General features: G+C 63.0%; 17 protein-coding genes. 16 read left to right on the top strand and 1 reads right to left on the bottom strand.

Annotated elements, in window-relative coordinates; genetic code table 11:
• Window positions 1-22: 22 nt before the first annotated feature.
• From FQ755_RS19560 to FQ755_RS19535, 6 genes are all read left to right on the top strand, one after another.
• The gene (locus FQ755_RS19560; RefSeq protein WP_144156455.1) at window positions 23-919 is read left to right on the top strand and encodes a GntR family transcriptional regulator; all 897 of its coding nucleotides are present in this window, start codon (window positions 23-25) and stop codon (window positions 917-919) included.
• 52 nt (window positions 920-971) lie between these two features.
• Window positions 972-1,706 (top strand): ABC transporter substrate-binding protein, encoded by a 735-nt coding sequence (locus tag FQ755_RS19555; RefSeq protein WP_144156454.1) that lies wholly within the window; start codon window positions 972-974, stop codon window positions 1,704-1,706.
• A 395-nt stretch (window positions 1,707-2,101) separates the two neighbouring features.
• Window positions 2,102-3,640, top strand: coding sequence for an ABC transporter substrate-binding protein (locus FQ755_RS19550; protein ID WP_186308595.1), 1,539 nt, complete (start codon window positions 2,102-2,104; stop codon window positions 3,638-3,640).
• Between the two features lie 8 nt (window positions 3,641-3,648).
• Window positions 3,649-4,590, top strand: coding sequence for an ABC transporter permease (locus tag FQ755_RS19545; RefSeq protein ID WP_144156452.1), 942 nt, complete (start codon window positions 3,649-3,651; stop codon window positions 4,588-4,590).
• Window positions 4,591-5,421 carry an ABC transporter permease gene (locus tag FQ755_RS19540; protein ID WP_144156451.1) on the top strand — a complete coding sequence of 277 codons (831 nt, stop codon included), beginning with the start codon at window positions 4,591-4,593 and terminating at the stop codon, window positions 5,419-5,421.
• Window positions 5,421-7,319 carry an ABC transporter ATP-binding protein gene (locus FQ755_RS19535; protein ID WP_144157043.1) on the top strand — a complete coding sequence of 633 codons (1,899 nt, stop codon included), beginning with the start codon at window positions 5,421-5,423 and terminating at the stop codon, window positions 7,317-7,319. The genes FQ755_RS19540 and FQ755_RS19535 overlap by 1 nt, the downstream gene beginning before the upstream one ends.
• Before the next feature lie 160 nt (window positions 7,320-7,479).
• On the opposite strand, the gene FQ755_RS19530 is transcribed toward FQ755_RS19535, so the two are convergent.
• A complete protein-coding gene (locus FQ755_RS19530) occupies window positions 7,480-8,679 on the bottom strand; it encodes a porin (RefSeq protein ID WP_144156450.1) in 1,200 nt (399 codons plus the stop codon).
• 228 nt (window positions 8,680-8,907) lie between these two features.
• On the opposite strand from FQ755_RS19530, the gene FQ755_RS19525 reads away from it, so the two are divergent.
• From FQ755_RS19525 to FQ755_RS19480, 10 genes are all read left to right on the top strand, one after another.
• The gene (locus tag FQ755_RS19525) at window positions 8,908-9,831 is read left to right on the top strand and encodes a LysR family transcriptional regulator (RefSeq protein ID WP_144156449.1); all 924 of its coding nucleotides are present in this window, start codon (window positions 8,908-8,910) and stop codon (window positions 9,829-9,831) included.
• A gap of 205 nt (window positions 9,832-10,036) precedes the next feature.
• The gene (locus FQ755_RS19520; RefSeq protein WP_144156448.1) at window positions 10,037-11,155 is read left to right on the top strand and encodes a succinylglutamate desuccinylase/aspartoacylase family protein; all 1,119 of its coding nucleotides are present in this window, start codon (window positions 10,037-10,039) and stop codon (window positions 11,153-11,155) included.
• A 33-nt stretch (window positions 11,156-11,188) separates the two neighbouring features.
• Window positions 11,189-12,289: an ornithine cyclodeaminase gene (locus FQ755_RS19515; protein ID WP_144156447.1), complete on the top strand. Its 1,101-nt coding sequence runs from the start codon at window positions 11,189-11,191 to the stop codon at window positions 12,287-12,289.
• 144 nt (window positions 12,290-12,433) lie between these two features.
• Entirely contained in the window at window positions 12,434-13,966 is a 1,533-nt protein-coding gene (locus FQ755_RS19510; protein ID WP_144156446.1) for a serine hydrolase domain-containing protein, read from the top strand.
• Window positions 13,967-14,023: 57 nt separating this feature from the next.
• Window positions 14,024-14,788, top strand: a complete 765-nt coding sequence (locus FQ755_RS19505; RefSeq protein WP_144156445.1) for a helix-turn-helix transcriptional regulator — start codon at window positions 14,024-14,026, stop codon at window positions 14,786-14,788.
• Between the two features lie 97 nt (window positions 14,789-14,885).
• On the top strand, window positions 14,886-15,986 hold the full coding sequence (locus tag FQ755_RS19500) for an aminotransferase class I/II-fold pyridoxal phosphate-dependent enzyme (RefSeq protein WP_144156444.1): 1,101 nt from the start codon (window positions 14,886-14,888) through the stop codon (window positions 15,984-15,986).
• Window positions 15,987-16,383: 397 nt separating this feature from the next.
• Window positions 16,384-18,048, top strand: a complete 1,665-nt coding sequence (locus FQ755_RS19495; protein ID WP_222105762.1) for a methyl-accepting chemotaxis protein — start codon at window positions 16,384-16,386, stop codon at window positions 18,046-18,048.
• Window positions 18,049-18,061: 13 nt separating this feature from the next.
• Window positions 18,062-18,889 (top strand): CheR family methyltransferase, encoded by an 828-nt coding sequence (locus FQ755_RS19490; protein WP_144156442.1) that lies wholly within the window; start codon window positions 18,062-18,064, stop codon window positions 18,887-18,889.
• Window positions 18,886-19,365, top strand: a complete 480-nt coding sequence (locus FQ755_RS19485) for a chemotaxis protein CheD (RefSeq protein ID WP_260858709.1) — start codon at window positions 18,886-18,888, stop codon at window positions 19,363-19,365. Before FQ755_RS19490 ends, FQ755_RS19485 begins: the two co-directional genes overlap by 4 nt.
• A gap of 14 nt (window positions 19,366-19,379) precedes the next feature.
• Complete coding sequence (locus FQ755_RS19480) at window positions 19,380-20,933, top strand: chemotaxis protein CheW (protein WP_186308594.1); 1,554 nt, start codon at window positions 19,380-19,382, stop codon at window positions 20,931-20,933.
• Window positions 20,934-20,989: the final 56 nt, after the last annotated feature.

Here is a 20,989-nt window from a genome sequence, read left to right as displayed (position 1 = left end):
GTCGATCGTCAACCTGACACACATGAATAACGATAGATCCATTGCGAGCAAGATCGTCGAACTGATCCAGACCGACGGCATGGAGGTGGGGACTCATCTGCCGGCGCAAATGCTGGCCGACCGGCTGCGCGTGTCGCGCTCACCGGTCAACGAGGCGCTTGCGCTGCTGCATGAGAAAGGCGTGCTGTCGCGCGAGCGCAACCGCGGCTTCTTTCTGGCGAGGCCTGTCGAAGCGCCGCTTTCCGATGTCGTCGACGCCCTGGGGCTCGCCGAGGCCGACGCGGTGACGAGCGTCTACTTCCGCATTGCCGACGACCTGCTCAAAGGGACGCTGCCGCAGACTTTTTCGGAGCAGATGATCCGCACGCGTTACGGCCTGACCAACGCGCAACTGAACGCCGTGCTCGGCCGCATCGCCCAGGAAGGGTGGGCCGAAAAGAAGCCGGGCTATGGCTGGGCGTTCTCCACCATGCTGACGACGCCGGATAGCCTGCTGCAGTCGTATCGCTTGCGGCTGGCGCTGGAGCCGGCGGCTTTGCTCGAACCAGGCTTTCGCCTCGTGCCCGGTGTGCTCGCGCGCTGCCGCGCCGCAGAACAGCATCTGCTCGATGGCGGCATCCAGACGGATACCGCCGATCAACTGCACGAGCGCGGCGTGCGTTTTCACGAGTCGCTGGTGGAGGCGTCGGGCAATCCTTTTTTCATCGACACGATCAAGCGCGTGAACCGGGTTCGCCGCCTGCTTTCGTACCGCTCGATGCAGGACCGGCAACGCTACGCGAAGCATTGCAAGCAGCATCTGCAGGTCCTTAACCTGCTTGAAAGAGAGCGCAATGAAGAGGCGGCAGACGCCTTGCGCGCCCACCTGAAACATACGCTGGATGCGCTGTCGCGGATCGCCGGCATTCTTAAACCCTAGCCATTGAACCATCGAGGCGGCGCGTCGCAGCGCGCTGCCAGGAGATCTGACGATGACCCTCACGCCTTCCATCCGCGCCGCCTTTACGCCCACCGGCAAGCTCAGGGCATCGCTTAATCTCGGCAATCCGATTCTCGCCAACAAGGACGCCGCCACGGGGCAGCCATTCGGCGTCTCCATCGATCTCGCCAATGAATTCGCCCGGCGCCTGGGCGTCGAGATCGAACAGGTCGTGTTCGGCACCGCAGGCAAGTCGGTCGAGGCAGTCACGGACGAGCGGGCCGATATCGGCTTCTTTGCCATCGACCCTGCCCGCGGCGCGAGCATTGCGTTCACCGCGCCCTATGTGCTGATTGAAGGCTTCTACCTGGTGCGCGACGAATCTGCGATTCGCCGCAACGCCGAGGTGGACACCGCGGCCAATCGCGTCGCGGTGGGCAAGGGCAGTGCCTACGACCTGTTCCTCACCCGCGAACTGCGCCACGCGCAAATCGTCCGCGCGCCGAGTTCGCCTGCCGTGGTTCAGACTTTCCTCGCTGAGGGGCTCGAAGTGGCGGCGGGTGTAAAGCAGCAACTCGAGTCGGACGCCGCGCACAAGCCCGGACTGCGCCTGCTCGATGAGCGTTTCATGGTCATCCAGCAGGCCATGGGGACGCCCAGCAGCCGGGGCGAGGCCGCCGCGCAATACTTGCATGCGTTTGTCGAGGAAATGAAAGCGTCCGGGTTCGTCGCGGCGGCGCTGGCTCGTCACGGCATCGAGGGGGCTCAGGTGGCGCCTGCCGGTTGAGCCGACCCAGGCCTCCGTCCGGCGAGCCGGGGCGGCTCTTGCGGCGCGCGGCCGGCCGCGGTGCCGCAGGGGCGATCTAAAAGATAGATCACGATATTTTGGCATGACTTCCTGGACGGGCGCGGCGTGCTTAGGATCGCTCCGAGTGGTCGATATTCCCAGACTCCACCCGATCGACACCCACAGCACGGAGACCCGATGTTCCCGCCGAACCCCAGCCCTTTGCCGCGAGCGTGCGCCCTGAATGTGCCACCAAGCCTCGACTTTCTGCCCGCCAGCGCCGGGCCGATGATCTTCGCGGAGTGCCGTTTGTGACCGGTCGCGGAATGCGTTTCTGCCGAGGTTTGCTCCAGACGGCCGTCCTGTTGGCGGCATATGGCACGGCTGCAGTCGCCTTGGCGACGTCTTCGGCCGCCGGCCCCGCCTCGGGCCAGCTTGCAAACCCGACGCTGACCCAACCGGCTGCTCACGAAATCCGCGTGGCCGAAGGCGACGACACGCCCACCTCGATTCCCGGCAACGTAGCGCGCAATACCGCTACCGACAACATTCTCGGCAATGTCGTCGAATCGCTGGTCGCGCTGCGTGCCGATCTGAGCGTCGGGCCGATGCTCGCGGATAGCTGGGACATCGCGCCGGACGGCAAGACCTACACGTTTCATCTGCGCCATGGCGTGCTGTTTCACAACGGCGCGCCGGTGACCTCGGCCGAGGTCAAATGGAGCTTCCAGTTCCTGATGAAGCGCAGTACGGGCTTCGAGTGCCGCAGCGTGTTCGACGGCAGTCGCGGCGTGAAGGTGCTGGCCGTGCGCACGCCCGATCCGTACACGGTCGTGTTCGAACTCGACCGGCCTTACGCGCTGTTTCTGAAGCAGATGGTCGACCCGCGCTGTCCGCTGGCCGTGCTGCATCCGTCCAGCGTGGACAGTGACGGCAACTGGCTGAAGCCGGTCGCGACCGGCCCATATGTGTTCGCGGACTGGAAGCGCGGCCAGTACGTGCTGCTCAAACCGTTCCCGCAATATCGCCCGCGCGCCGAGGCGTCGAGCGGTCTCGCCGGCGCCAAGGTGGCCTACGCGGACGTGCGTTTCGTGGTGATTCCCGACGAAGCCGCGCAGAAATCCGCGCTGGCGGCCGGCCAGATCGACGCCATGGCGATCAGCGAAAACAGCCTGCTGCCGCCCGATCCGCGCTGGCATCTCGTCGAAGGCCCGAGCGCCGATCCTGCCGTGCTGCTGATGCAGAATCGCGACCCCTTGCTCGCGGACGTGCGGATGCGCCGCGCGATTGCCCTTGCGCTCGATCTGCCCGGCATCGTCAACGCGGTGACGGACGGCCATGCGCATTACAACCCCTCGCTCGTGCCCGTTGCCAACAAGCTGTTCTCGCCGATCGACGCCACCGGCTATACGAAGAACCTGGCCGAGGTAAAGACGCTGCTCGCGCAAGCGGGCTACCACGGTCAGACGCTGAAGCTGGAAACCAGCCGCCGCTTCGAGCATATGTACACACTGGCGGTGTATGTGCAATCGCTCCTGACCACGGCCGGGATTCGCACCGAACTGGATATCGTCGAATGGGGCAAGCAGGTGAGCGACTTTCGCTCGGGGCATTTCCAGATGATGTCGTTCGGCTACTCGGCGCGTATCGACCCTGCGCTGATGTTCGGCGACGTGCTTGGCGACAAATCGAAAACGCCGATGGCGCAGTGGGAAAACCCGGCTGCCCTCGACCTGCTGCACAGCTTGCAAGGCGTGACGGACGAAACCACGCGCAAGCAAACCTTCGAGCGCCTGCATCAGATGATGATCGCCGACGTGCCGCTGCTCGGCATGTACAACACGCCCGACCTGATTCTGGTCAGCAGCCGCCTGCACGGTCTCACGACGTGGCCGATGCGGCGCCTGCGCCTGTTTAACGTGAGCAAGGACTAGAGAACGCGATGCTTTCCTACATGATCAAACGCATCGCGATGGCGGTGCCCACCGTGCTGATCGTGACCCTGCTCGTCTTCGGCATGATGCGCGCGATTCCGGGCGACCCGGCTTCGCTGATGCTCGGCGACGTCAACGATCCGGCGTTGCTGGCGCAACTGCGCCATCAGTTCGGGCTCGATCGTTCGGTTGCCGAACAGTTCATGCTATGGGTGACGCATCTGGCGCATGGCGACCTCGGCATGTCGATCGTGCGTCATCAGCCGGTGGCGGAACTGATCCGCACCACGTTCCCGGTGACCGCCGAAATCGTGCTGTCCGCGACCTTGTTCGCGAGCCTGATAGCGATTCCCGCGGGCCTTTTTGCGGCGTGGGCGCAGAATCGCCGCGCCGATCCGGCGATTGTATTCACCAGCATTCTGCTGGTCTCGTTGCCGAGTTTCTGGGTTGGCATCCTGCTGATGTGGCTGTTTGGCGTCAAGCTGCAATGGTTGCCCACCTTCGGCTTCGAAACCTTCAGTGAAGCGGGATGGGGCACGGTGCGCTATCTGGTGCTGCCGGTGCTCGCGGTCGCGCTGGGTGAAATTGCGGTGCTCACGCGCATGATGCGCGCGAGCAGTCTGGAAGTGCTGCGGCTCGAATACATTTCGCACGCGCGCGCGAAGGGGCTTTCGGAACGGCGCGTATTGCTGCGCCACGCATTGCCGAACGCATTTGGCCCGGCGCTGACAGTGGTTGGCCTGATCCTTGGGCACTTGCTGGCGGGGGGCGCTGTCATCGAAACGGTATTTACGCTGCCCGGCATGGGACGCCTGCTGGTGGAAAGCATCTATGCCCGCGACTATCCAGTGGTGCAGGCCTGTCTGCTGGTGATTGCGCTGCTCTATGTCCTCGTCAATCTCGTCGTCGATCTGCTGTATCCGGTCTTCGATCCCCGTATGAAGCTATAAATGAAACTGCTTTCCTTCAAACGCCTCAATCTGAAGATCGGGATCGTGCTGGTCGGGCTGCTCGTGGCGACAGCGCTCGTCGGGCTCGTGTACACGCCTTATGACCCGACCGGCGTCGATCTGGTGACGCGCTATGCGGCGCCGGGCATCCATCATTGGCTCGGTACTGACGAGTTCGGCCGCGACGTGCTGTCGCGCATCATGGCGGGTGCGTCGGTCAGCCTGACCGTGAGCATCGGTTCGGTGCTGTTTGCACTCACACTCGGTACGCTGATGGGTACGGTGTCCGGTTATATCGGCGGATGGCTCGACCGGGTGGTGCTCGTGCTGGTCGATGCGCTGATGGCCTTTCCGGGCCTGTTGCTCGCGCTTGGCATCATGACCGTGCTCGGGCCGTCGAAATGGTCCGTCGTGCTGGCATTGGGGCTGGCGTATACGCCCTCGGTGACGCGGCTCGCGCGCGGCGGCACGCTGGCGCTACGCGGCCGCGATTTCGTGGTCGCTTCGCAGGCGATGGGCAATGGTGGCGTGTGGACGCTGTGCCGTCACGTGCTGCCGAATAGTGTGGCCCCCCTGTTGATTTTTGCGACGTCGCTGTTCGGTTCGGCGTTGCTCGCCGAAAGTGCGCTGAGTTTTCTCGGGCTGGGCGTGCCGCCGCCTGCGCCGACCTGGGGCGGCATGCTCGCCGATAGCCGCAATGCCATCGACCGCGCCATCTGGTTGGCGCTTTTCCCCGGTATGTCGATCTCACTCGCGCTGCTCGGTATCAATATGCTCGGCGACGCGGTGCGCGATCTGCTCGATCCGCGCATGAACGGAGGAGCCAAATGATGACGCGTGACGCTGCGATCGTGACCCCGGTTGCATCTGTACTTGCCGATGTGCGTGGTCAACCTGAACCACCGCTCCTGAGCGTGCGCGACCTGACACTCGGATTTCGCGCGTCCGGCGGTAGCACGAAGCCGGTGGTGCAACGTGTCAGCTTCGATCTGGATGCGGGACAGTCGCTGGCGGTAGTCGGCGAATCCGGCAGCGGCAAAACCCTGATTGGTAAAACGCTGCTCGGTTTGTTGCCGGATGCGGCGCACATCATGGGCGGCAGCGTGAGCTTCGCGGGCCAGCCCTTGCTTGAACAGACGCCGGCCCAGTGGCGCACCACGCGCGGCGTCGGTATTGGCATGGTGTTTCAGGAACCAATGGTGTCGCTGAATCCGGCGTTCCGGATTGGCGAGCAGTTGACCGAAGCGCTGGTGCGTCGCCGTGGGGTGCCGCGCGCGCAGGCCTGGGGGCAGGCCGTCGCGATGCTCGAACGGGTGCGCGTGCGTGATCCCCAAGGCTGCATGAAGCGTTTTCCACATGAATTTTCGGGGGGCATGCGTCAGCGCATCATGCTCGCCGCGGTGATGCTGCTGCGTCCGCGATTGCTGATTGCCGACGAGCCGACAACCGCGCTCGACTGCGTCGTCCAGAAGGAAGTGCTCGATCTGATGACGGAACTCACTCGCGAAGAGGGTACGGCGCTGATTTTCATCAGTCATAACCTTGCGCTGGTGGCCGCGTATACCGAGCAGGTGCTGGTGATGCGCGCGGGCGTTGCGGTGGAGACAGGGCCGGCGGTGCGAGTGCTGTCGAAGCCGTCGCATGATTACACCCTGGCGTTGCTCGATGCGTTGCCGCGACGTTTGCCCGCGGTTTCGGCCGATGTCGAATCGCCCGATGTGTCGGGTAAATCCGCTATGCCGCTTCAGCCGCCCGTTCTCGAAGTGCGTGATGTGGTGATCGACTATCAGGCCGCACGCAGCGGCATGGCCGCCTGGTTTGGCGGCAAGCGCAGCGTGCGTGCGGTGCATCGCACGTCGTTCAGCCTGCGGGCCGGTGAGACGCTGGCGATTGTCGGCGAATCGGGCAGCGGCAAGACGAGTTTGACCAAGGTCGTGCTCGGTCTGGTCGAGCCGGCAGAGGGCGACGTGCTGCTGAGCGGCGAGCGTTTTCTGGGCACCGGCGCGAAGCAGTTGCAAGCCGCGCGCCGTGCAATCCAGATCGTCTTTCAGGATCCGTATTCCTCGCTCGACCCGCGCATGCGCGTTGGTGCGCTAGTGGCCGAGGGGCTGCGCGCCGACAAGCGTCTTACGGCTGCGCAGCGACGCGAGCGGGTGAGCACCGCGCTGGCCGATGTGAGCCTCGCCGATCACGCACGGCGCTTCGTCCACGAGCTGTCCGGCGGTCAGCGCCAGCGTGTGGCGATTGCCCGCGCGCTGGCGAGCCGCCCGGCCGTGATCATCGCCGACGAACCGGTTTCCGCGCTCGACGTAACGGTGCAGAAACAGGTGCTCGACATGCTGGTGTCGTTGCAGGCGCGCTACGGCTTTGCGTGCCTGCTGATCTCGCACGACCTCGGTGTGGTCGAACAGATTGCCGACCGCGTGCTGGTGATGTTGCGCGGACACATTGTCGAGGAGGGCAGCCGTGATGCGGTTTTCGACGACCCGTGCCATCCCTACACACGTCGCTTGCTGCAGGCCGTTCCGGAGTTACGGGGTAATCGTGCTGACGGCTTCAAGGTGCTGTCGCGTGAAGTGCCTGCGCAACGTCTGGACGACGCCGCGTATTTCGATCCAGAGAGTGCGCAGCAGGGCACCGGGCAAATTGGGCACGCCATTGCGCCGCGTCTGACCGAGATTGCTCAAGGTGCGGCAGGGCATCGCGTTGCGTTGCAGGCGGCCGCCTGAAAGTGGACGTGGTGCTTTATTAAGGCTCGAGCCGGGCCGTTGTGCCCGGCACTTGCGCGACGCGGCAGAAACGAGGTAGCAGAACCGAGGTAGCAGAAACAGCAGCAACAAAAAAGGTGCCACGTGGCACCTTTTCGACTTCGTCCGGATAAAGGAACCGTTAGAACCGATGCCGGATCCCGACCACTACCGCAGTCTGCACGTCGGTCGACGAATTCGACAGATTGGCAATCGCCGCCACGGCCGGCTTGCCGGTCGAGTCCTCGCCGCTCGCGTGTTCGTAGATGCCGACCAGATACAGGTCGGTGCGTTTCGACAGGAAGTAATTGGCGGCGAGGTTGACCTGGCTGTACGTCGCACCGGAGATGCTGCCCACCGAATCGCCACGCGTGTAGGTATAAGCCACGCCGAGTTGCAGCGCAGGCGTGACCAGATACGCAAAGTTCAGTTCGCCGATGTTAAAGGACGCCGTACCGGTCAGATGTTTCGGGTTCAGGCCGGCGCCGGCTTCGGTGCCGAGATTCTGGAACGCCACATTGCTGTAGACGCCACCGATCGTCGCATTGCCGATCCGGTAAGCCGCGCCTGCCGAGATCACCTGCCATGCACCGGCGGAAGCGAAACCGCTGTACACCGGGCTCGACATGTTGAGCGAGCTGGTCGAGGTCGAGCTGTTGGCGTTCGGGTTGGTGCCGAACACGGAGTAGTTCGGGTCCTTGGCCTTTTCGTATACAAGTCCGAGGCTCAACGTGCCGTTGTGATAACCGGCGCCCACGCCGTACAACTGGTCTTCGGTGAAATCGCCGGCCTTGCCGCCGAGGCTGTACATGCCGCCGAACGTGAAGCCGCCGTAGTTCTGGCTCGCGTATTTGATGGAGTTGTTGATGCGGTCGGAGTTGTCGAGGTTGTCCATGTCGCCCGGGTGAGAGCCGTAGATACTGCCCCATTCCGTGGCTTTCACGAGCTCTTCGGCATTGCCGGATTCGAAGCTGCCGACGTAGTCGCCGAGCGGGTCGTACTGGCGGCCGAGCGTGACGGTACCATAGGGACTCGCGAGGCCGACGTAGGCCTTGCGTCCGAACAGGTCGCCGCCCTGGCCCAGCGTGCCGTTGTTGATGGCGAAGCCGCCTTCGAGGCGGAAGATTGCGCTGAGGCCGCCGCCCAGGTCCTCGATACCGCGAAAGCCCCAGCGGTCACCCTGCAGGTTGCCCGAAGCAATCGAGTACTGCCGGCCACCTTTGGAGTTCGAATTGAACGCGAAACCCGTATCGAGAAGGCCGTAGAGCGTCACGCTGCTCTGTGCATGCGCGACGCTCGAGAATGCGAGGAGCGCGGCGAGCATGGGTATGGTCTTTTTCATCGTATTTATCCTCGGCATGTGCCGGATGCAAGTGATATGAAGTGAAGCGAGCTGCGGTGAGGCAGGACCTGCGCGATAGGCACGGGTTGCGTCAAATCCTATGTGGCTACTTTTTTGGTCGGAAGACCGATCCTTGGCATCGCGATCTAATCGGCAGATCACAATAGAGACCCGCATTTGCAGCGCGTTAAAGAAATGTTAGGAACCGGAATCGCTTAAGGTGATCACATGACGTTGAGCCAGCTGAGAGTGTTTTGCGCCGTTGTCGAACAGGGCAGTTTTCGTGCGGCCTCGCGCTCGCTCGACATCGCGCAAAGTGCGTTGACGCACGCTATCCAGAGTCTTGAAGCCGAACTGGCGGTGCCGTTGCTGACGCGCTCGCATCTGGGCATCAGCCTCACGCCATTCGGCGAAAAGCTGCTCGCGCGGGCTTCGTCGATCCTCAAGGATTGCGAGCGTATCGATCAGGACATGCGTGAACTGGAAGGGGAGCCGACCGGACGCATCGCGCTGGGTCTCACCTCCGAGCCGATGGCCGAATTGCTGGTGCCGGTGCTGAAGCGCTTTATCGAGGCGTTCCCACGCGTGCTGGTGCATCTGTCGAACGGCTCGGCGCAAATGCTGATTGAACGGATTCGTGACGGCCGCCTCGATTTCGCACTGTGCCCGCTCGCGCCGGAACTGGACGACGTCGACCTGCACATCGACCGGCTCTATCGCTCCGCTCCCGCCATCCTCGCGCGCGCCGGCCACCCCAAGGCGCATGCCACTTCCATTACCGAACTGGCGGATTCCGAATGGGTGGGGTTCAAGCGCGAGGGTGTGGTCGGCATCGCGGCGAACCGCCTGGTGGGCATGTTTGCCGCCAATGGGTTAGGCATGCCGAAGATCGTGATTACCGCGGAGACGCTATTGGAGTCGCTGTTTCTCGTCTGCGAAACCGACTACCTGACGATGGATCCTGGCGTGCTCGCCGACTTCAAACTGTTTTCGGGCTCGCTCGTGCGGGTGCCGATTCGTGAGACCTTCCAGCCGCGCGATATCTGCCTGATCCGGCGCGCCAATTCACCGCTGACATCGATTGCGCAGGAACTGTCGAGCATGCTGGTGTCCTATGCACGCCTGAAACACGGCGTGACCCGCAGCGTCTGAGGCTGCGCGACTGATTGAGCAATTGGGCGCGCAGGCATGCGCGCAACCGCGGTCCTGTGCGGGTGATCTAAATTGCCGATCACGATAACCCGGAGCACGCTTCCGCCCGTTTATCAGGGCGCTTAGCATCCCACCTGTGCTTCGACGTTTCTGGCGTTCCACAACCGTCGCGGCCAGCCGACGAACCACAGGACCCATTCTTTTCATGCACAGCGTTAAACACCGCCTGCTTGCCTCTTCCGATGGCACTGCGCATCAGTTGATCTCGCATCATTTTGGCGGCGAGGGTCACGGCAAGAAGATCTATATTCAGGCCGGCCTGCACGCGGACGAAATCCCCGGCATGCTGGTCGCGCTGACGGTGGCGGACAAGCTGCAACAGTTGGAGCAACAGGGACGCTTGCGTTGCGAGGTGGTGCTGGTCAATTCGGCGAATCCGATTGGCTTGAGCCAGTACGTGCTCGGCTATGCGATCGGACGTTTCGAACTGGCGAGCGGCCGAAACTTCAATCGCGGCTTTGCGCTGCTTGCGCCGCAAATCGCCGAGGCGGTGGAAGGCAAGCTGGGTGCTAACGCGGACGCGAACCGCGCGATCATCCACGAGGCGTGGCGTGATTTGTTGCTCGCGCAACCGCCTCGCCAGGCGTTCGACGATCTGCAGCGCACCTTGATGCTGCTCTCGCTCGACGCGGACATCATCCTCGATCTGCATTGCTCGCGCGAAGCGGCGGTGCATTTGTATACCGGTGAAGCTATCTGGCCGGAGGTGGAACCGCTCGCGCGCTATCTGGGCGCTCGCGCTTCCCTGCTCGCGTTCGATTCAGGCGCCCAGTCGTTCGACGAAGCGCATAGCCTGACGTGGTGGCAACTGCGGCAGCACTTTGGCGAACGTTTTCCGATTCCGCACGGCAGCGCCGCGGTCACGGTCGAGCATCGTGGACAACGCGACGTCAGCGATGAACTGGCACAACAGGATGCAACGGCGATCATCGATTATCTGACCTATTGCGGCGCGATCGACGCACCGGTCACGCCGTTGCCGCCGCTAACTTGTGCGGCCACGCCGCTGGGCGGCAGCGAGCAGTTTTACGCTCCGTGCGCGGGCATCCTGCTGCATGGTGTGAATCCAGGCGCACACGTGACGGTCGGGCAACAGATGTTCGTGATCGTCGATACGACGGACGGCACGCGCACCGCCATTCACTCGCGCACGGAAGGGTTCTTCTATATGCGCAGAGACGTGAGATATGTACGGCAGGGCGATCCGCTTGGGCGGGTGTCGGGCCACGAAGTTATCCGCTCGGGCAATCTGCTCAGCGCGTGAAATTCTTCGAATGTTGACAAGGTTGAGCACAAAATGACGAGATATATTGACGTAAGCGATGTCCGCAAACTGGTGACGTCGATTGGCGCGGAAACGTTCATCACGACGATGGCGGACTACATCCGCGCGGACTATCTGCGCTGGAACGAATTCGAAAAGTCGGCGCGGGTGGCCAATCACGTGCCCGGTGGCGTGATCGAACTCATGCCCACTTCGGATAGCACGCTGTATGGCTTCAAGTACGTGAACGGTCATCCCAAGAACACCCACGTGAATATGCTGACCGTGATGGCGTTCGGCGTACTGGCGGAAGTGGAATCGGGTTTTCCTGTGCTGTTTAGCGAATTCACCATTATGACCGCGCTGCGTACCGCGGCGACTTCGGCGCTGGTTGCAAAAGTGCTGGCGCGCCCGGATGCACGTTCGATGGCGCTGATCGGCAACGGCGCGCAAAGCGAATTCCAGATTCTCGCGTTCAAGGCGATGCTCGGCATCAACGAAGTGCGCGTGTTCGATATCGATCCCGCGGCAACCGACAAGCTGATCCGCAACATGTCCGGCTTCAAGGACCTTAAGATCGTGCGTGCCGCGAGTGCGGCCGAGGCCGTGCGCGGCGCGGATATCGTCACGACAGCGACCGCCGACAAGACCAATGCAACGATCCTGACTCCCGAGATGATCGAACCCGGCATGCATATCAATGCAGTAGGCGGCGATTGCCCCGGCAAGACCGAACTGCACGCGGACATATTGAAGGGCGCCCGCGTGATTGTGGAGTTCGAACCGCAAACGCGTATTGAGGGCGATATCCAGCAGCTTCCGGCGGATTTCCCGGTGGTGGAGTTGTGGCGTGTGTTGTCGGGCGAGGTCGCGGGCCGCCAGGATGCGGCACAGGTGACGGTGTTCGACTCGGTCGGCTTTGCCCTGGAGGATTTTTCGGCGCTGCGCTATTTGCGCGATGTGACGGATGCACGCAATATTGGTGAGCATATCGAACTGATTCCCGCGCCGTTGGATCCGAAGGATCTATATCAGTTCGTGGCGCCGGCTGCGGCCACTGCGACTGTCACACCGGCCGTTACGTCCACGTCGACATCTGCTGCCGGGCGGCCGGTTGCGCTGTCGGCGTGGTGAGATTGATCGGCGCTGCGTGTGTCTGCTTGCGCGACAATGCTTCCTGACAGGAACATTGAGGTAACCCGTCGAACGCCGCGCAGGTGAAGCACGGCGGGTTAGGATGTTAGCCTGCTGTCCAACGTCATTCGATCTTCAGACACCATGTCAGACTCTTCTCTCGACCACCAGGCGAAACCGATAGCTCACCTCAGCGGCACTGAGCTGGATGGCTTGGCGCGTGCCACGCCATCATCCATGGGTGTGGACGCCGAAGCCATCGTCGGCTTTCTGGACGCCGTCGAAGCCGCGGATCTCGACTTGCACGCACTGATGATCCATCGCAATGGCCATGTGATAGCGGAGGCCTGGCGCTGGCCGTACCGCGCCGACCGCCCGCGCAATCTGCATTCGGTGGCGAAAAGCTTTACTGCGTGCGCGATGGGTCTCGCACTGGAAGAAGGGCTGTTTCGTCTGGACGACAAGGTCGTGTCGTTCTTCCCCGAGGCGCTGCCGCAAGAGGTGAGCGAATCGCTCGCGGCGATGACGATCGAGGATCTCCTGACGATGCGCCTCGGCCACGCGGGCGAGACCTCGGGGGCACAATGGCGAGCATTGGGCACAAGCTGGACTGAGGCCTTCTTCAGGATTCCTGTCGTCGATCAGCCAGGGGGCGCGTTTCTGTACACGAGCGCGGCTAGCTATATGTTGTCGGCGATCCTGAGTCGCGTCACGGGCGAGACGCTGCACGCGTACCTGAAGCCGCGACTGCTGGAACCGTTAGGCATTACGCACGAGACGTGGGACATCGGTCCCGATGGCATCAATCCTGGCGGCAACGGACTGATCGCGAAGACGGCGGACATGCTAAAACTCGGCATTCTGCACGCGCAGAACGGCATGTGGGAGGGCAAGCGGTTGCTGCCGCAGACGTGGGTGGCCGACGCAACCCGGGCGCATGTCGAGTCGGGCCGGTACGGATACCACTGGTGGACGCGTGCTCATGGCACGTATGCCGCGATTGGCAAGTTTGTGCAGATGGCGGTGGTGTTTCCCGAGCACGGTGCGACGCTGGCCGTGACCGGTGCGATCAAGGGCAGTGCGAAACTTTGGCCGTTTATCGATCAGTATTTTCCTGCGGCCTTCGATGCGCTGATAACGGATGGCGCGGCCGCCGATGCTGCCGACGCGCGACTCAGTGGCCGGATTGCCGAATGGCAAAAAGAAGCTGCGCCGGTTGCGTGGAAAGAGCCTTACCTCCGCGCGGCCCAGCGCCCTGAAAAAAACAGTGGCGTGCATCATAACGTGGGCACACGGCGATTTGTCATGCAGCCGAACGCGCAGGGCATTCAGGAATTGCAGTTTGAGTTTGCCGGGCATGAATGCGCACTGCGCCTGAGCGATGCCGAAGGCCAGCACGCAATCGTGGCAGGCTTAGACCGCTGGATTGAGCGTGCAAACGAGATGCCAGGCCGCGACCTGCACCACGGCTATCATCTGCGCGGCAGTCCCGTGGTCGCACGAGCGTGCTGGCTCGATTCATCAAGACTGCAGATGACGTGGATATACGCTGAAACGGCCTTTCGCGACACAGTCGTTTGCGAGTTCAATGAGCGGCAGGTTGTCTTCAGGCGGGAAGTCAACATCAACAGCGGGGCGCTGCGCCACGACGACGCAATCGGAACGCTGCAGGCATAACGTGCGCACCGCTTGTGCCGGGCGCGTAGATCAAGGCACTTAGGAGGCCGTATTCATATGTCACGGCACACTCAGGGAGCGGTCCTCGGGCACGTGATCGGTGCAATCGGTGAAGCGGATTTTGCCGCGGTTACGGCGCGCTCAGTGCTCGATTGGCTGGACTTCGATCTGGCGACGGTTGTCGTGCACCGTCGGGACGCAAAACCTGCCTTGATGTTCGACAATTTCGACTCGGCCGGTGGAACGCAGGGCGTTCGGAACTACGTGAGCGTCACTCATTGCCTGAATCCTGTTCTGCAGTTCTTCAATCGGCCAGGCGTGTTTCGCGCACGAGACTTTCGGATTGGCGGCCAAGGCATTGGCGCGGGTTTGCGACGGTATCTGATTGAGAACCCGGACGAGGAACTCGGCTACCGTACCGTCGGATGGCCGCAAAGGCTCGAAGAAATCGGCCTGTATTTCGAGGCCTGTCACGGTGTGGTGGAATTGGGTGTGTACCGTGAACGTGGCGCACGAGGGTTGTCCGCGAACCGGCTTCATGAACTGGAAGTCCTGCGCGCGCCAATCGCGGCCGCTTTCGAGCGCCAATGGACTCTCTTCGGTCGTTTGCCCCAGCGCAGCAGGGCGGAGCCAAAGCCGCAATTATCACGCCGTGAACATGAAGTAACCGGACTGCTTCTGAGCGGTTGCGGTTCCGAAGCCATCGCGCTGCGTCTCGGCATCAGTTGCCATACCGTCAAGGATCATCGCAAACAGATATTCCGCAAGCTCGGCGTTGGCACGCTTGCCGAGTTGTTTGCGCTGTACCGCGAGCGCGACTGACGCGATCGGGCGCGTCTTTATATCCCCCCTCTTGAGAGGGATGGTGGCAACCCTCACGTGCAGGCACGATAAGCCCTTCATCTTTATGGAGAGACTTATGAAATACGTCCGCATGCCCATCGAAACAGAATCGCCCGAGGAGTACGGCTATGGGCGCATTCACTACAACCTGTCGGAAAGCTCGGTTGCCGACCAGACGCTTGCAGGCCTGAATCTGCAGATTCCCGACCTCAAACTGCTGTACGGCGAACACCGCGGCGCGGCGTCATTGCGCGCCTTGATTGCCGGCGACAATACGGGCCTAGGCGTCGACGACGTGCTGATCACAACCGGCGCCGCAGGGGCGCTCTTTATCATCGCGACGTCGCTGCTGGGTTCGTATGATCATCTGGTCGTCGTGCGCCCGAACTATGCGACCAATCTGGAAACGCCCAAAGCCATCGGTTGCCGGGTTACGTGTGTCGATCTGCTGTTCGAGGAAGGCTTCGCGATCGACTTCGACAAACTCGCCGCCGCGATCACGCCGTCCACGAAAGTCATTAGCGTCACCTGTCCGCATAATCCCACCGGCGTGATGTATTCCGAGGCCGAGTTGCAGCGGCTGGTGGAACTCGCTCGCCGGCACGGCTGCTATCTGCTGGTGGACGAAACGTATCGCGATCTTTCATTCGGGCACAGATTGCCGCTGGCGGCATCGCTTGGCCCGCATGTGATCAGCGTGTCCTCATTGTCGAAGGCATACGGCGTCCCGGGCATCCGGCTGGGATGGATCGTGACGAAGGATGCGCGCCTGCAGCAGCTTTTTCTTGCGGCAAAAGAACAGGTCAGCATCTGCGGCAGCGTGATCGACGAATGGGTGGGCGAGCAGATATTGGCCCGGCGCGCGGCCATTCTGGAGCCGACGCTCGCGGAAATGCGCACACGTCTGGCTCTCGTCACGGAGTGGATTGCCCGTGAGGAATACCTCGAATGGGTGGCGCCCTCGGGCGGTGTGGTTTGCTTTCCGCGCATGCGCGTGGAGCCTGCCGGTGGCACCGAGGCGTTTTATCGGCGGCTAATCGATGCGCAGGGCACGTATGTCGGCCCAGGTCACTGGTTTGAGATGTCAGACGCTTATTTCAGGCTTGGCTATGGCTGGCCGACGCGTGCCGAACTGGAGGCAGGATTAAAGCGAATCTCTCTGGCGCTGCGGGGTTAAAGCCTTTAACAGATCGCCACTTTTAAAGCCATCCTGCTCGAATAAATACTCGGCTAGTTAATCGCCAACAGATTAATCGTCCACGAATGAACGCTCGCAGGCGATTGTTGAGAATCAGGCAAAAATGGCGACTGCAAAAATTCAGGGTTAATCCGATATAAAGATTGCATGTTTCGCAGCCGATATACCGGATGCAGTGCCAGTGAAGCGCAAAGGCCGACGACCCGAAGATCGTCTGCGGGGAGGCGCTTCCCGGGCACGGCAAACAACTACATAACCGAGAGAAGGCATGACCGGGCGCCTCGCCGAGAGCGGCGCGCCGGCTTGCTTTGGTTTTTCACGTGCGTTCAACGAGGAGAACGAAGTGGAGCATTCAACGCCCGCGCGGCACCTGGAAATGAACGAGCTTAGCGCGGTGAGCGCGGCGCTAAATCGTGTTCAGGCAGTCATCGAATTCGATCTGCACGGCATTATCCTGCACGCCAACGACAATTTTCTGGCGGCCCTCGGTTATACCCTCGACGAAGTGCGCGGCCAGCATCACAGAATGTTTTGCGAGCCCGCTTACGCCGAGAGCGTCGCGTACAGGCAGTTCTGGGAAAAGCTCGCACGCGGCGAATTCGATCACGGCGAGTACCAGCGGGTGGGGCGCGGCGGCCGGGAGGTCTGGATCAACGCCTCGTACAACCCGGTGCTGGATGCCGCGGGTAAGCCGTACAAGGTCATCAAGTTCGCCACCGACATCACCGCGGCGCGCCAGAAGAATGCCGAATACGAAGGCAAGGTGCGCGCGCTCGACCGCGCCCAGGCCGTGATCGAGTTCGATCTGGCCGGCGTCGTGCTGTTCGCCAACCAGAACTTCCTCGACACGCTCGGCTACCGGCTCGAGGAGATCCAGGGCAAGCATCACCGCATGTTCTGCGACGACGCCTACACGGCGAGCGCCGATTACCGCGACTTCTGGGCCAAGCTCAACCGCGGCGAGTTCGACGCCGGGCGTTACAAGCGCATTGCCAAAGGCGGCCGCGTGGTGTGGATTCAGGCCACCTACAACCCGATCTTCGACGGCAGCGGCAAGCTCCACAAGGTCATCAAGTTCGCCACCGACGTCACCGCCCAGGTGGAACTGGAAGAGCGTGTGCGGCGCCGCGCGGACGACGATCAGCGCAAGGTGGCGGCGCTGCTCACCGTGGTCAGCAAGGCCGCCGCGGGCGACCTGACGGGCTCGGTGCAGGTTTCCGGCAACGAGCCCATCGACCAGCTCGCCGCCGGCATCAAGCGCATGATGGACGATCTGCGCAGCGTGATCGGCAAGGTGGTCGAATCGGCGGGTGGTTTTACCGCTTCGTCGCAGGATATCGCCGGGCGCGCCAACACGGTGGCGAGCGGCGCGCAACTGCTCGGCGCCACGGTCGAAGAAATGAACGCGTCGATCGAGGAACTGACCGCCTCGATCAATTCGATTGCCGACAATTCGCGCAGCGCCGACAACCTCGCCAAAGACACCCAGCAGGAAGCCGAACGCGGCGCCAAGGCGATTGCGCGCTCGATCGAGTCGATGGAGCTGATCAACAAGTCCTCCGAGGACATCAGCGAGATCATCAAGGTGATTGGCGAGATTGCCAGCCAGACCAATCTGCTGGCCTTCAACGCGGCTATCGAGGCGGCGCGGGCAGGCGAGCACGGGCTCGGCTTCTCGGTGGTGGCCGACGAGGTGCGCAAGCTCGCCGAGCGGTCCTCGCAGGCGACCAAGGAAATCTCCAAGCTGATCAACGAATCGGTCAAACGGGTGACCCAGGGCAGTGAAATCTCGAAGCAGGCAGGCGAGGCGTTCGACAAGATCGTGAGCGGCGTGAGCCGCACCACGCATGCGATTTCGGAGATTTCCTGCGGCGCCGACGAGCAGCTCATCGCGGCGCGCGAGGTCAGCGCGGCGATCCAGCAGGTTGCTGAGGAAACCGAAAAATCCGCCGGCGCCTGCGACACGATTGCGCGCGCCAGCGCCACCCTGATGCAGGGCGCGGAAACGCTCGATCAGACCGTCGCGCGTTTTGTCGTCTAGGCCAGGAGGCGCCGTGGATACGGAGCGTGAGGTCGACCAGGCCACCCGCCGGGCGTTTTTCGACCAGGTGCGGCGGCATACCGGCATTGCCATGAGCGAGCGCAAGTGGACCCTGCTGGAGGGGCGTCTGCGACGCCGGCTGCGCGAACTGGCGCTGTCCGGCTATCGGGACTATCTGCATGTGCTGGAAGCGAAGCCCGACGAGGTGCGTGATTTCATCGATCTGGTGACCACCAACGAAACCTCGTTCTTTCGCACGCCGCGCATCTGGGATTACTTCGCCCTGCAGTTTCTGCCGCGCTGGTTCGAGCGGCATGGCGACATGCCTTTGCGGGTGTGGTCGGCGGCGGCGTCGAGCGGCGAGGAGGCGTATTCGGTGGCGATGCTGTGCGAGGAGTTTCGCAGCCGGCATCCGGCGTTTCGCTACCGGATTCTCGCCACCGACATCGGCGACGCGATCCTGCGCAAGGCGGCGGCCGCGCACTACCAGGGCCGCAGCATCGAGGGCCTGAAGCAGACCCATCCCGACTGGCTGGCGAAGTATTTCAGCGCCGCGGACGACGGCTTTAGCGCCGGCCCGGCGCTGCGCGCCAACCTGAGCTTTCGCAAGCACAATCTGCACGAACTGCCGCGCGATATCGGCCCGATGGACGTCACGCTGCTACGCAACGTGCTGATCTATTTCGACACGCAAGGGCAGCAGGCCGTGCTCGAAAACGTGCGCCGCGCGATGGCGCCGGACGGCGTGCTGATCGTTGGGGAGTCCGAATCGTTGAGCCGTTTCGACATGGGTTTCGTGTTCGAGCAGCCGCTGATCTACCGCAACGAGGGCCGTCCGTGACCGACGACGCCCGCGAGATTCAGGTGCATATGTGTGCGATCGGGATTGGCAAGGGACATGACGTGTTGCGCGCGACGCTCGGCTCGTGCGTGGGCATCGGGCTGCTGTGGCGCGAGCGCGCCATCTACGGACTCGCGCATTGTCTGCTGCCCGACGCGCCCAACCGGCCCGAGGGCATCGGCGCCAAGTACGTCACGCAGGCGATTCCGTCGCTGCTGAGCCTGATGCAGGTGCAGCGCGCCTCGCACGATGCCCTGGAGGCGGTGCTGGCGGGCGGCGCGAATATGGTCCATTACGCGCGTCGGCCGGCTCATGCGCCGATCGGCGAACAGAATGTCCGTACCGCGCAGCAGTTGCTCGAAGCGCTCGGCGTGCGGGTCGTGCACGTGGATGTGGGCGGCGAATGCGGCAGGCAATTGCTGATCGATTGTCACGAGCACGCTTTCGCGGTGAGAAAGTTTACCCGCACTCTTTGATCGGGGTCCTAAGCATGGATAACAACGCCACGTCCACCGGCAGTGCCGCCGCTGAACGCGCGGTCGAACTGTTCGGCTCGTTTCATCTCGGTGAGACGGAACTCGCGCTGCCGGTCGCGGCCTTGCAGGAGGTGGTCAACTATCCCGCGGCCGTTACGCCGGTGCCGCTCGCGCCCGCGCATCTGCTGGGGCTTTTCAACCTGCGCGGCACGCTGATTCCGATTGTCGACCTGCGGCAGTTGCTGCATCTGCCGCAAGACGCCGCGCGCGCCGCCAGCAAGATCGCGATTGTCGAACTGGGCGACGTGCGGGTGGGACTGCAATTCGACACCACCGGCGAAATCCTGCGCGTGCCGGCCGCGCAGAAGATCACCTTCGAGCGCACCGACGGCGCGCCGCCTGTCATCTGCGGCGCGCTCAAGCTCGATGGCGGCGAGCGGATCCTGCAGATTCTCTCGGCGGCGGCGCTGCTTGGGCTGCCGGAGGTGCCGCAGATGCATCATCGTGCTGCGGGGACGGAGCGGCGCGCGCAACTGGCGCAGCGCCGCCAGACCGTGTCGTTTCGGGTCGCGGCGGCCCATCTCGCCCTGCCGATGGCCGCGATCCAGGAGATCATCCGCGTGCCCGCCATGCATCCGTCGCCGCTGGCGGACGAGGTCTGCATCGGCATGCTGAACCTGCGCGGCACGACGGTTCCGGTGATCGACTTCGCGCGCTTCATGGGACTCGCACGGGAGGACACGGCGGCATCCGGCCAACAGACGGCGGGCCGCGAGACAACGGGCCGCAAGACAACGGGCCGCGAGACAACCGCCGACGAACGGCGCATCGTCGTGCTCAACCAGCAGGACGTGCACGTCGGCCTGATGGTGGACGAGGTGCGCAGCATCGTCGCCTATCGCGACGACGAACTGATGGTGATGCCCGCGTATAGCCGCCGCCACGTCGCGCTGTTCGCCGGTTGTCTCGGCAACGACGGGCGCGACAGCATCATCCTGCTTAGCCCCGAAGCGCTCTGCACGCATCCGCAGATTACCGCCGTCGCGCAGGGCCACCGCGAGCTGTACCGCAACCGGGTCGAGACCGCCGTTGCGCACAAACGCGGCGGCGGCACGCGCGAGACCTACGTGACCTTCCGGCTCGGCCATCTGCTGGGCGTGCGGATCGGCCAGTTACGCGAGGTGATCGACTACTCGGACGAGATCGTCGTGACGCCCGGCGCGCCCGGCTTTGTGCGCGGCGTGCTGCATCTGCGCCGCGAATTGCTGACGGTGATCGACGTGCGCGCGATGTACGGCATGCCTCCCTACGAGGACGCGACGCACGCGAAGATCCTGATTGTCGAGCACCACGGCGAGAAATACGGACTGGTGGTCGACGCGGTGGACAACATCGTCACCATCGATTCCGGCAGCCGGATTCCGGTCCCGGCCATGCTGACGCGCCAGCTCGGCAACGGCTGGGGCAACGGCATGACCGAGGCGGTCGAATTGCCGGGACGCGGCACCCTCATGCTGATCGACCTGACCGCGCTGTGCGAGCGGGTCGCGGCGGAATCCGTGGTTTGAGGAGGGACGCAAGCGGCGCTCGAATAGAACTCGGTGTCGTAGAGGCGCTGCGGGGT

Source organism: Paraburkholderia sp. BCC1885 (assembly GCF_900996235.1).
Classification (GTDB): domain Bacteria; phylum Pseudomonadota; class Gammaproteobacteria; order Burkholderiales; family Burkholderiaceae; genus Paraburkholderia.
This window is presented reverse-complemented; position numbering and strand designations above follow the sequence as displayed.